This is a genomic window from Brevibacillus gelatini (assembly GCF_003710935.1).
GTDB lineage: Bacteria > Bacillota > Bacilli > Brevibacillales > Brevibacillaceae > Brevibacillus > Brevibacillus gelatini.
Genome location: NZ_RHHS01000016.1, coordinates 1 through 11,856 on the forward strand (window position 1 = coordinate 1; position 11,856 = coordinate 11,856).

The 11,856-nt window shown below is 50.0% G+C and carries 9 protein-coding genes and 9 tRNA genes; 17 read left to right on the forward strand and 1 reads right to left on the reverse strand.

All coding sequences use genetic code 11. The annotated features are described in order from the left end of the window. The first annotated feature begins 26 nt into the window (after positions 1 to 26). The 10 genes from EDM57_RS06340 (at position 27) to rocF (ending at position 2,033) form a co-directional block, all read left to right on the forward strand. Positions 27 to 102 (forward strand) — tRNA-Thr (locus EDM57_RS06340). A 17-nt stretch (positions 103 to 119) separates the two neighbouring features. Continuing rightward, positions 120 to 193, forward strand: a tRNA-Glu gene (locus tag EDM57_RS06345). An 83-nt stretch (positions 194 to 276) separates the two neighbouring features. Next, a tRNA-Val gene (locus EDM57_RS06350) sits at positions 277 to 352 on the forward strand. Between the two features lie 20 nt (positions 353 to 372). After that, positions 373 to 457 (forward strand) — tRNA-Tyr (locus EDM57_RS06355). A 17-nt stretch (positions 458 to 474) separates the two neighbouring features. After that, positions 475 to 549: transfer RNA gene (locus EDM57_RS06360), tRNA-Gln, on the forward strand. A gap of 5 nt (positions 550 to 554) precedes the next feature. Next, positions 555 to 630, forward strand: a tRNA-Lys gene (locus EDM57_RS06365). A 24-nt stretch (positions 631 to 654) separates the two neighbouring features. Further along, positions 655 to 728, forward strand: a tRNA-Arg gene (locus EDM57_RS06370). 47 nt (positions 729 to 775) lie between these two features. Continuing rightward, positions 776 to 852, forward strand: a tRNA-Pro gene (locus EDM57_RS06375). 47 nt (positions 853 to 899) lie between these two features. Then, positions 900 to 973 (forward strand) — tRNA-Gly (locus tag EDM57_RS06380). Positions 974 to 1,136: 163 nt separating this feature from the next. Then, a complete protein-coding gene (gene rocF / locus EDM57_RS06385; RefSeq protein ID WP_122903935.1) occupies positions 1,137 to 2,033 on the forward strand; it encodes an arginase in 897 nt (298 codons plus the stop codon). A 124-nt stretch (positions 2,034 to 2,157) separates the two neighbouring features. On the opposite strand, the gene EDM57_RS06390 is transcribed toward rocF, so the two are convergent. Then, positions 2,158 to 2,346, reverse strand: coding sequence for an aspartyl-phosphate phosphatase Spo0E family protein (locus EDM57_RS06390; RefSeq protein WP_122903936.1), 189 nt, complete (start codon positions 2,344 to 2,346; stop codon positions 2,158 to 2,160). 178 nt (positions 2,347 to 2,524) lie between these two features. Here EDM57_RS06390 and sigW point away from each other — a divergent pair, with 178 nt between their 5' ends. The 7 genes from sigW (at position 2,525) to EDM57_RS06425 (ending at position 11,417) form a co-directional block, all read left to right on the forward strand. Continuing rightward, the gene (gene sigW / locus EDM57_RS06395) at positions 2,525 to 3,088 is read left to right on the forward strand and encodes an RNA polymerase sigma factor SigW (RefSeq protein WP_005832275.1); all 564 of its coding nucleotides are present in this window, start codon (positions 2,525 to 2,527) and stop codon (positions 3,086 to 3,088) included. A 17-nt stretch (positions 3,089 to 3,105) separates the two neighbouring features. After that, complete coding sequence (locus tag EDM57_RS06400) at positions 3,106 to 3,729, forward strand: zf-HC2 domain-containing protein (protein ID WP_122903937.1); 624 nt, start codon at positions 3,106 to 3,108, stop codon at positions 3,727 to 3,729. A 107-nt stretch (positions 3,730 to 3,836) separates the two neighbouring features. Continuing rightward, positions 3,837 to 4,655 carry a diadenylate cyclase CdaA gene (cdaA, locus tag EDM57_RS06405; protein ID WP_122903938.1) on the forward strand — a complete coding sequence of 273 codons (819 nt, stop codon included), beginning with the start codon at positions 3,837 to 3,839 and terminating at the stop codon, positions 4,653 to 4,655. After that, positions 4,648 to 5,895 (forward strand): CdaR family protein, encoded by a 1,248-nt coding sequence (locus tag EDM57_RS06410; RefSeq protein WP_122903939.1) that lies wholly within the window; start codon positions 4,648 to 4,650, stop codon positions 5,893 to 5,895. Before cdaA ends, EDM57_RS06410 begins: the two co-directional genes overlap by 8 nt. Positions 5,896 to 5,938: 43 nt before the next feature. After that, positions 5,939 to 7,285, forward strand: a complete 1,347-nt coding sequence (glmM, locus tag EDM57_RS06415) for a phosphoglucosamine mutase (RefSeq protein WP_122903940.1) — start codon at positions 5,939 to 5,941, stop codon at positions 7,283 to 7,285. Between the two features lie 458 nt (positions 7,286 to 7,743). Further along, the gene (gene glmS, locus EDM57_RS06420) at positions 7,744 to 9,576 is read left to right on the forward strand and encodes a glutamine--fructose-6-phosphate transaminase (isomerizing) (protein WP_122903941.1); all 1,833 of its coding nucleotides are present in this window, start codon (positions 7,744 to 7,746) and stop codon (positions 9,574 to 9,576) included. A gap of 206 nt (positions 9,577 to 9,782) precedes the next feature. Next, on the forward strand, positions 9,783 to 11,417 hold the full coding sequence (locus EDM57_RS06425) for a HEAT repeat domain-containing protein (RefSeq protein WP_122903942.1): 1,635 nt from the start codon (positions 9,783 to 9,785) through the stop codon (positions 11,415 to 11,417). Positions 11,418 to 11,856: the final 439 nt, after the last annotated feature.

Sequence of the window (11,856 nt, forward strand, 5' to 3'; positions counted from 1 at the left end):
AGTCCGTCCCGAGGAGCCATTCACTTGCTCCTGTAGCTCAGTCGGTAGAGCGTTTCCATGGTAAGGAAGAGGTCGCAGGTTCGATTCCTGTCGGGAGCACCAGAAATGATTTTGATAATGGCCCGTTGGTGAAGCGGTTTAACACAGCAGCCTTTCACGCTGTCATTCAGGGGTTCGAATCCCCTACGGGTCACCTATACACCCAACTGGTTGTTGGGGCCCCGCAAAGTGTTCGGTGTTGTTACAACGCAACCTCTTCACTTTGCGGGGCACTTTGGAGGCTTAGCTCAGCTGGGAGAGCATCTGCCTTACAAGCAGAGGGTCGGCGGTTCGATCCCGTCAGCCTCCACCACTTGTTGTTTAACTGAAAATGGGGAGATAGCGAAGTGGCTAAACGCGGCAGACTGTAAATCTGCTCCCTATGGGTTCGGCGGTTCGAATCCGTCTCTCCCCACCATTTTTACTCATGGCTATTGGGGTATAGCCAAGCGGTAAGGCAACGGACTTTGACTCCGTCATTCCTAGGTTCGAATCCTAGTACCCCAGCCACTTGCGAGCCATTAGCTCAGTTGGTAGAGCATCTGACTTTTAATCAGAGGGTCGAAGGTTCGAGTCCTTCATGGCTCACCAGTTTTTTCTCTGCATGAAAAATATGTGCCCTTAGCTCAGCTGGATAGAGCGTTTGACTACGAATCAAAAGGTCGGGAGTTCGAATCTCTCAGGGCACGCTTCTTTACTGCAAAATAGGGAAGAAAAGCGTTGTAAAACGAGAAATCGGGAAGTAGCTCAGCTTGGTAGAGTACTTGGCTTGGGACCAAGGGGTCGCAGGTTCGAATCCTGTCTTCCCGACCATTTTTTTCACGATTGTTGCTGGGTTTTCTGTTTACGAAAAAGATTGCGCGGGTGTAGTTCAATGGTAGAACTCCAGCCTTCCAAGCTGGCCGCGTGGGTTCGATTCCCATCACCCGCTCCATATGAATTGTGCAAAACGAGTAGCCACTTTGGTTGCTCGTTTTTTTGCGTGGAGAGAAAACGGATTATTTATGCAAAATCCTGTCGAGTTGAGTCATTTCGCGATCAGCGGCTACAATATAGGGGTGAAGCAACAATGATCGAGGAATTTGGGGGGCGTTTACATGAACAAGAACATGAGTATTGTCGGTGTACCGATGGATCTGGGTGCAGATCGTCGTGGAGTAGATATGGGGCCAAGTGCCATTCGCTACGCAGGTGTTGTGGCTCGCTTGGAGAAAATGGGCTTTCATATTGAGGACCGCGGAGATATTTTTGTGACACGTCCTCAACGTTTTACGGAAACAGAAAACCACAAGTATCTGGATCAAGTTGTGGAAGCGAACGAAAAGCTTGCTGAAGTTGTAAGCGATATCATGACTGCAGGCCGTTTCCCGCTCGTGCTGGGTGGCGATCATAGCATAGCCCTGGGAACGATTGCAGGTGTCGCCAAGCATGTGAAAAATCTCGGTGTCATCTGGTTTGATGCGCACGGAGATCTGAATACAGGGGAGACATCTCCATCCGGAAACATCCACGGAATGCCGCTGGCGGCGAGCTTGGGCTTTGGGCATAAGCGTCTGACGAACATCGGCGGATTTGCGCCAAAGCTGCAGCCTGAAAACGTGGTAATTATCGGGGCGCGCGATCTCGATCAAGGTGAGCGCGATCTCATCAAGCGCATTGGCATAAAAGTGTTCACCATGCACGAAATCGATAAACTGGGAATGGCCCGCGTCATGGATGAAGCGATTGCGCACGTATCCAAAAACACCGATGGCGTACACTTGAGCCTGGATTTGGACGGACTGGACCCGCATGACGCGCCAGGAGTAGGAACACCGGTGATTGGCGGTATTTCTTACCGGGAGGGGCACGTCTCCCTGGAGATGCTGGCGGACGCTGACATTCTTTGTTCCGCAGAATTTGTGGAAGTAAATCCGATTCTCGACCGTGAAAACATGACGGCGCGTGTCGCAGTGGCATTGATGAGCTCTGCATTCGGCGATAAACTGCTGTAACCAGTCGTAGTCCAAGGACAAAAAGGGGTTGTCCACAAGGGGCAATTCCGCTAACGTTTTCTGAAATACAAAAGGGGCATCTCGAAGTCGCAATAAGGACTTTTGAGATAGCCCCTTTTGCTTTTTACGCATCTTTACATTGGTGGTAGAAAGAAGTACATTCTAAGGATGGAGAATGTAGTTCGTTTAATAGATGGTCCAGTTGCACGCTTAGGGCGAGTAATTCAGGCGTGATGGAAGCCTGCTTCTTATACTGATCGTTGAGCTTTTTGCGCAGTTGCTCGATCTGGAGGAGAACGTCCTGCTTCGACATAGGCCCCACTCTCCTTTCCAACGGAGGGATAAAAGAGTTATCATCAATAATATATAGAGGCAGGCAGTTGCCTTATTCCTCTATTTCCCAACAATTTAACTGCACAAACACGCATTTTGAACGAAACCATTTGCAATACCATCCGTATATAGGATTACGGTATTGTGGGGAGGATCGCATGGATTTTGTAGAGAAACGGTTGACTCAGCGGGCGAAGCGCGGAGACCGTGAAGCTTTTGCCGAGTTGATCGAAATTTATAAAGACAAGATATTTCAGCTTGCTTATCGCATGGTGGGAAACCGCCAGGATGCGGAAGACATCGCGCAGGAAACTTTTTTGCGCGTGTATGCCAACCTGCATTCGTACGATGACAGCTACAAGTTCTCCACGTGGATCTACCGGATCGCAACCAATCTATGTATCGACCGTGGCCGCAAAAAAAGACCTGACTTTTCATTGGATGAAGAAACCGAACCGGGACAGGGAATGGACTGGTATTCGCGCCTGTCTTCCAGTGAGAAAACACCGGAAGACAAAGTCGTGACGCAGGAGCTCCAGGAGACAGTACAGGGAGCTTTGTCCCAGTTGCAGCCGAAATATCGCTCGATTATGATCTTGCGCTACATTGAGGATTTGTCGTTGCAGGAAATCAGCGATATCGTAAAACTTCCCATTACGACGATCAAGACACGCATTCACCGAGGGCGGGAAGCGTTGCGAAGCAAGTTGCGATTGATGTGAGAAAGGAGAAAATCACGATGGAATGCCGGGAAATGATTATTCTCATCCACGAGTATTTGGATGGGGACACTGATGAATTAGCCAATCAGCATTTGCAAGCACATATAAAAACGTGTGCGAGCTGCCGTCAGCATATGCACGAGCTGCAGCGGGCCATCGCTTTTGTACAGAGCGCTTCACATATTCATGTTTCTCCTGATTTTACGGCACGTGTACTTGCCCAATTGCCTGCGCCAACGAAGGCCAACCTGTTTTCAAGCTGGCTGCGGAACCATCCGTTTTTGACAGCAGCAGCGGTGTTTCTGTTCCTCATGACTGGCAGCTTGTGCGCGAACTGGTTTGACCGCGATAATACACTGCAGGTATCTTCAGCGAACATGGATAAGTTAAAAATAGATCGGGAACGAAATGTCGTCGTAGTGCCAGCCGGAACGAGCATTGATGGAGATTTGGTGGTGCGCAACGGCGACGTGGATGTTCAGGGGCAAGTAAAAGGAAATGTCGTGGCCATCGAAGGAAAAGTGTTTGTGGCCTCTACTGCTCAAGTGGTCGGCAATACAGAATCCATTGAAGCGATCTTCGATTGGATCTGGTATGAGGTGAAAAATATTGGAAATGACTTGCTTCCGATCTTGCCATAAGAGAAAATAGAGAGTACAGCTATCAACAGCACGGCAGGGGAGCCGTGCTTTTTCCGCAGGAGACAGGCTGACCTGATTTAGATGGAGCGAGATATGGGGGCTTCGTTATGATATCGATGGAATATGGGGATTTACTGCGGTATGGAACGGATATTTTACTCGTTACATACGTGATTTATAAAATTATTATGCTCATTCGGGGGACGCGAGCGGTACAGCTGCTGAAGGGGATCATGGTGATCGTCATCACCTGGCTGCTCAGCAAGTACTTCCAACTGACGACACTGCACTGGTTGATGTCGCAAGCTTTTACTTTCGGGGTACTGGCTGTGGTCATCATCTTCCAGCCGGAATTGCGTCGCGCGCTGGAGCAGCTCGGGCGAGGCAAGCTCTTTTCCCGCTCCAGCAGCCTGCAAGACGACGACATGGTGAACCGTGTGGTGCAAGAGGTGTGTAAAGCAGTCACCTACATGGCGAAGCGGCGGATCGGGGCCTTGATCGTCATTGAGCGTGAGACAGGGCTGAACGATTACGTAGAGACGGGCATCGCGATCAATGGGCGCGTGAGCTCGGAGCTGCTCATCAACATTTTCATTCCGAATACGCCTTTGCATGACGGGGCGGTCATTATGCGCAAGGATGTCATTTTGGCTGCTGCCTGTTACCTTCCGCTGTCTGAGAACAACTCCATCTCGAAGGAGCTCGGAACTCGCCATCGCGCGGCAATCGGTGTCAGCGAGGTCTCGGATGGCATGTCCATCATCGTTTCGGAGGAGACAGGACAAGTGTCTTTTGCCGCGCATGGCGCGATGAACCGCAATCTGACGGAGGCGCAACTGGCAGAGATGCTGACCGAACAGCTCCAGCCTCTGTCAAAGGGCAAGTCCATTGGCAGTCGTTGGCAATGGAGGCGAAAACATGGATAAATGGTTGAACAGTCATTGGTTTGCACGGGCCGTAGCGCTGCTGTTGGCTGTCATGATGTGGATGGTCGTCAATCTGGAGTCAGAGCAAACTCCGACTTCGGAAGCGAGCCAGCCCGTCTTTATTGACGGCGTGACCTTGCATGTCAAGTACGATACAGACCGTTTTCAGGTCGTCAAGCAGCAGCGAACGGTAAAAGTCGCGTTGGAGAGCAACAACCCGTTCTATCGTCATAACTATTTCCCGGCTGACTCGATGGAAGTATACGTCGATGCCACCAATTTGGGAAAAGGGACTCACAAGGTGCCAGTCCAGTACAAAGGGTTCCCGGATGAGGTGAAAGTGGGCATTATTCCGAACATCGTGGAAATCACCCTGGAAGAGAAGAAGACGGTGGAGCGGGAGGTTACGGTGGAAAAACTGGGACAGGTAGCTCCCGGCTATACCGCAGGAGAACCGATCGTCAAGCCTTTCCGGGCACTGGTCAGAGTGCCGGAGAGCCAGGTAGACAAAGTGGCGGCTGTCAAGGCGTCTGTCGATCTGGAAGGGGCTACTTCTGCGATTAAGACTACAGTCCCACTGAAGGTGGTGGACAAGTCAGGAAATGTGATTCAAGGTGCGGATGTCATCCCGCTTACGGTAGAGGTAAACATCCCGGTCACGAGTCCTTTTGTGAAAGTGCCACTGAAATTAAACTTGACGAATGAAATGCCAAATGGCTATAGTTTGGCTAGTATGGATATGAATGTGGATGAGGTGACCGTTTTCGGTCCGAAAGAGGTCATTGACGCGATCAAGGCGAACACCTATCCGGGGCCGGAAATCGATCTTGCCAACATTACATCAGATCGTCTTTTGGAGCTAAAGATACCGTTAATGGATAACATCGTGAAGGTAGAACCGGAGTATCTCAAGGTATCGCTGAAAGTAGTTCCGTCCACAACCAAGCGTTTGGAGAAAATCCCGATTCGCATCAGCGGGTTGTCAGAGACTATGCAAGCCAAGGTGCTGTCCACCGATGGTCAGGAGCTGTCTACAATCGACTTTGACGTCATCGGCGCGGCACAAGTGCTGGATCAATTGAGACACGAAGACTTGCAAGTCATAGCAGATGTCAGCAACATGCCGGCTGGTGTGTACGAGGTACCTCTGAATTACATTTTCAATCAGCCGGATTATATCAAGACTTCTGCGAGCGCACCGAAAAAGGTAACAATCGAAATCACGAACAAGCGAAGGTAGACATAAGCTGTTGTGTGCACAAGGAAGGAAATGAGGGACAAACATGGGGAAGTATTTCGGAACAGACGGTGTACGTGGGGTTGCCAATACACAATTGACACCCGAGCTGGCATTTAAAATCGGACGCGTTGGCGGCTACGTTCTCACCAGAAACAAGCAGGAAGGCAAACCAAAAGTGGTGATTGGGCGCGATACGCGCATTTCCGGACAGATGCTGGAAAGCGCGCTTTTGGCTGGCTTGCTTTCGGTTGGAGCAGAAGTGGTCAGATTGGGTGTCATCTCCACCTCAGGCGTGGCGTATCTCACACGTGCACTGGGTGCGGATGCGGGTGTCATGATCTCCGCCTCCCACAATCCGTTTCCGGATAACGGAATCAAGTTCTTCGGCAGCAACGGTTTCAAACTGTCCGACGAAGTGGAAGCAGAAATAGAGCAATACCTGGATGCGGCAGAGGACACTTTGCCAAGGCCGGTAGGAGAACAGATCGGTACGGTATTGGAATTTTTGGAGGGTGGACAAAAGTACCTCTCTCATCTGAAAAGCACCGTATCCGAGCGTTTTGACGGCATGAAGGTCGTTCTGGACTGCGCCAATGGAGCTGTCTCGTCGCTGGCAGCCCGTCTGTTTGCAGACGTGGACGCAGAGGTCATTACGATCGGGGCCAACCCGAACGGGGTCAATATCAACGAGCAGTGCGGTTCTACCCATCCTGAGCGTCTTCAGGAGGAAGTGCTGAAGCACAAGGCTGATCTGGGTCTGTCCTTTGACGGGGACGCAGACCGCTGTATCGCGGTTGACGAGACGGGTGAAATCATCGACGGCGATTACATCATGGCGATTTGCGCCCGTGCATTGAAGGCAAAAGGAAAGCTCAACAACAATACCGTTGTGACGACCGTCATGGCCAACATGGGCTTTTTCAAAGGGATGGAGGAGTGCTCCATCAATACAACGAAAACGGCTGTAGGAGACCGTTACGTGGTCGAGGAAATGCTGCGCGGCGGCTACAACCTTGGCGGCGAGCAGTCCGGCCACATTGTTTTCCTGGACTACAATACGACAGGTGACGGGCTGCTGACAGGCTTGCAGCTTTTGAACATCATCAAGGAATCGGGCAAGCCGTTGTCCGAGCTGAAACAGGTGATGGTCAAGTATCCGCAGTTGCTGGTCAATGTTCGCGTAGAGGACAAGTCGAAGCTGAACGGCAACGAAGCGATCGAGCGGGCTATTCGCGAAGTGGAGGAAGAGCTGGCTGGCAACGGTCGCGTGCTGGTTCGTCCATCCGGCACAGAGCCAATCGTGCGCGTCATGGCAGAAGGCCCGGATGCTGCGCAACTGGAAGGGCTTGTGCATCGAATCGTCGACGTAGTGGAGCAGGAACTGGTGTAAAAAATGTTTGGGGGAGTGGTGCGAAGCCACTCCCTTTTGCATACATGTAAAATGACGAAGGTGTTGTCGCCCCTATCGATCTGTGGTAAAGTGTTCATGTGCACATGTGCACGATTAGAAAAAATTGGAGGGGATCGGACGAAAACAAAGCAGATCGAGTAACAAAAAAACAACTGTCGTAAAGCGCCAGCACTGCGGCTGCCCGACATGGAGCCCAGTGGACGAGGTGGAGGTTTATCGAAGATTTCGGCGGATACCTCCCGGCAGCAGTATCACTGCCGCAGAACGCAAGGACAAAGCACCGGAGTGATCTGGTGGACAAAACTTTGCGTATGATACGTTTACAGCCACGGACGAAGGAAAAAACATAGATCATAAACATGGAATGGCGGGGGCACTCCCCCGTACCATTGGTTTTGGGTTGTGTCCCCGTCAATATGGAAGGGGATCATACACTTATGTGCGGAATCGTTGGATATATTGGAGATAAACAAGCGCAAGACATCGTGATCGGAGGCCTGCGCAAGCTGGAGTATCGCGGTTATGACTCGGCGGGAATCGCGGTAGTGAACGACAACGGCCTGGAACTGGCAAAGGCGCAGGGACGTCTGGCTGTGTTGGAAGATCGTCTGGCATCGAGGCCGCTTGCCGGTTGCATGGGAATCGGACATACACGTTGGGCGACGCACGGCAAGCCGTCTGACGAGAACTCCCACCCTCATACCGACGCCAAAACGTCTTTTGCCGTCGTTCACAACGGGATTATCGAGAACTTCCTGCCATTGAAGGAAGAACTGCTGGCAAAAGGCTACACGTTCACTTCCGAGACAGATACCGAGGTCATCGCTCACCTGCTCGCAGACATGTACGACGGGGATATTGTGTCCACGGCGCGTCGCGCTGTGCAACGCATGCGTGGTGCCTATGCGCTCGGAATCATGACCGAGCATGAACCAGATAAGCTGGTAGCTGTTCGTCTGGCTAGCCCGCTGGTTGTTGGTGTAGGTCAAGGCGAGAGCTTTATTGGCTCGGACATTCCGGCTATTCTGGAGCATACCCGTGACGTTTACATTTTGAACGAAGGCGAAATGGCTGTATTGACTCGCGACGGCGTGGAACTGATGAACGCAGAGACCGGAGAGAAAATTGAGCGGGAGCTGTTCCATGTCGAGTGGGATCTGGTGCAAGCGGAAAAAGGCGGCTACGATTCTTTCATGCTCAAAGAAATTTACGAGCAGCCACAAGCGGTTCGCGACACGATGGGCGCCCGCATTGACCGCGAGAACAAGCGCGTGATTTTGCCTGAGTTGAAAATGAGCGATGCCGAGCTGGCGACGTACGACCGCATCTACATCGTCGCTTGCGGTACTTCCATGCACGCGGGTCTGGTCGGCAAAGACATCATCGAAAAGTGGACCCGCGTTCCGGTAGAGGTAGCGGTTGCTTCCGAGTTCCGTTACCGCGACCCGATCTACACGGACAAAACTTTGATGATCGTCATCAGCCAATCCGGGGAGACAGCAGACACACTGGCTGCGCTGCGTGAAGCGAAGAAGAGCAACGTGAAGGTGCTCGCGATCACGAACGTTGTAGGCAGCTCTGTGGCGCGCGAAGCCGACGAAGTGATCTTCACCTGGGCCGGCCCTGAGGTAGCGGTAGCTTCGACCAAAGCGTACACCTCCCAAGTAGTAGCGTTGTACCTGTTCGGCCTGTATCTGGCGCAGGTAAAAGGCACGCTTGCGGCTGCCGAGGTAGCGACTATCGTGGAGCATCTGGAGACAATTCCAGGCAAAATCGCATCCATGCTCGAAGACGCTGAGCAGGTTCGCCGCTTTGCCGAGAGTACAAAAGGGATAAACAGCCTGTTCTTCATCGGCCGCGGCCTGGACTACGCGGTATCGCTGGAAGGCTCCCTGAAGCTCAAGGAGATCTCCTACATCCACTCCGAGGCGTACCCGGCTGGCGAGCTGAAGCACGGTACTCTTGCGCTGATTGAAGATAACGTTCCGGTTGTCGCATTGGCTACACAACCAGACATCTACGAAAAAACGGTGAGCAACATCGTGGAAGTAAAAGCGCGCGGCGCCCACGTCCTGGGCTTCGCGACGGAAGGCGACTACGACCTGGCGAAGACTGTGGACGAAGTGATCTACATGCCGGCCACTCTGCCAATGCTCACACCGATTCTGACCGTCATTCCATTGCAATTGCTTGCTTACTACGCATCTGTCGCGCGCGGCCTGGATGTGGATAAACCGCGGAATTTGGCGAAGAGTGTGACGGTGGAGTAACAGGATTTGTTGGAGTAGAGGTTTGTGTTCAGAGATAATATAGTTTTAGGCTGCTTAATAAAGTTGTAGACCGGAAAAAACGGTCAATACTTTTCGTATGGTAATTGTGAATGGAGCCATCACGAGGCTACAACTTAGAAACAGTCTGTTTATCGAGCTACCTACGGTAAGGTAGCTCTTTTTTTACTTTTGGAGGGGTTAGGACTATGAGAGACATGTCAAAAGAGGAGCAAGATTTAATCGATGAACTTTACGGAAAAAATTCTTTCCTCAACATTTTTAAAAGATCGGATACAAGAAAAATTGAAATATTACAATCGCTAGCCAATTCCAGAAGCATGCTTACTCTGACTTTCTTATTGCCGTTTGCCATAGAGACAAGCGAAACAGTGCGAAGTACAGCACGTGATACCATACACAGTATTATTTGCCGTCATGGTAAGCAAAACTTGATTGGTTTTGACCAATACATGCGGAGATTAGCCCCTTATCATTACCAAGAAAAAATGGCAAGATGGCATCATTTGTCGCCTGAGTATGTCAAGGCCATTCGGATCAACGATGAGTCGGACGTTAGTTTCATTGGGATATGCAGCTTTCATCGAAATGGGTATGTGAGGGAAGCAGCGGTTGAAATGTTGGCGCATCAGTTTTCGGGGAAGGAGATTCCTTTTCTGCTTCTCCGCATGAACGATTGGCTGCCAAAAATCCGTTTCATGGCTTTCAAGGCACTCAAGCAGAGAATTCGTCCTGATTATGTAAAACACTTTCTTGAAGCTATTTATCTGGTTAAACATTTGTCCGAATACTATAACCGAGAAAAATTCTCTGACTTCGTAGATGAAATATATGGTCTGTTTCGTCACCCAGAAAATCGGAAAGTGTTGTTAAGCGGTTTTCATTCAAAGGCCCCTATTGTGCGACGATTCTGCTTTGAACTGGCGATCAACCTTCCTGATATTGAGCAAGAATCAGTTATATCAGAAGCATTACGTCAATCTGATGCTTGGATACGGCTACAGGTAGCTAAACACATTTGCAGAAACTACTCAAACGAGTGTTTAATTCAATGGCTAAAACGAATCAGGAGTGACGTTTTTCCTCCCATTAGGCAACTGGCATTACAAACATATATGGAACATTTTTCAGAGCAGTCTACCAAAGAACTGCTTGCTGCTCTTCTTGATCGGCATAAAACCATTCGTGAAATGGCCAGATATTATTTAAAAGATAAGCGAATTGACTTCTCGTCATTTTACAGAGAAAAACTGAATGGGACAAATGAAAGGTTGATACAGGCAGCGATTGCTGGAGTGGGTGAAACTGGCGATAAAACAGATGCACAATGGATTGTTCCGTTCTTGTGTCATGAAAATGCGCGGACGCGCAGAGCGGCAGTGAAAGCACTAGGTATACTTAATCCAGAAGATTACACAGACGTTTTTATCAACTCCCTACAATCAGATAAACCAAGCGTATCGCGGGAAGCGAGACAAGTGCTTGCGAATATTATTGACCTACGTCATGCCGAACTGCTGTGGGGGATTTATGTAAATGATTTACGCCCCTATGTGAAGAAAAACATTCTCTTCTTGTTTACTAAGTTTGGCAAGGCAGACAACATACTTTATTTATTACGGGCATGTGCCGTTCAGGAAGAAGAAATCCGTGATTTGGCCAAGCGGCATGTAGAATCATGGATGTGTGGGTATAACACAAGATTCTATGTGTCAATGAGCGATGAAAAGCGGCAAAAATTGAAGGGGATTTTAGATGAGGTTAAGGACTTTCTACCGGAGTATACGGTTCGGGAGTTTGAGTTTCTCATTAGTAAGAATTAATAACCCGAAGGAAGAGCGGGAGCAAGGAGAAGGAGAGGGAGAGGATTATTTCGCCGTGGTTTTTTATTCAGGAGGTCTCTTGAGAAGGTACAAGGTTGTCCGCTGTTTTGCCTGGGGCCGTTACTTTTTGGCAAAGAAATGGCTTTGCGATTCGAATGGAAGGAGAAGATGACTGGCAAACCGTCCATATGGACTATTCTGGAGCAGCCCTGAACGAGAAAAAATACATAAGGGTTATATGATGGCCACAAAGGTGCAAACATCCGAGAGGAGAGCGTAAAAAGTTTTGTGTAAATGGTTAAACTTCCCATTAAGGAGATGATCATTTATGCAAGACAAAAGAGACATGACGATCAAGGAGTTAGCGAAGGATTGCCGTACCATCGAAGACGTGCACACCATGCTGAAAGATTTGTTCCGTGACACCATCCAGCAGTTG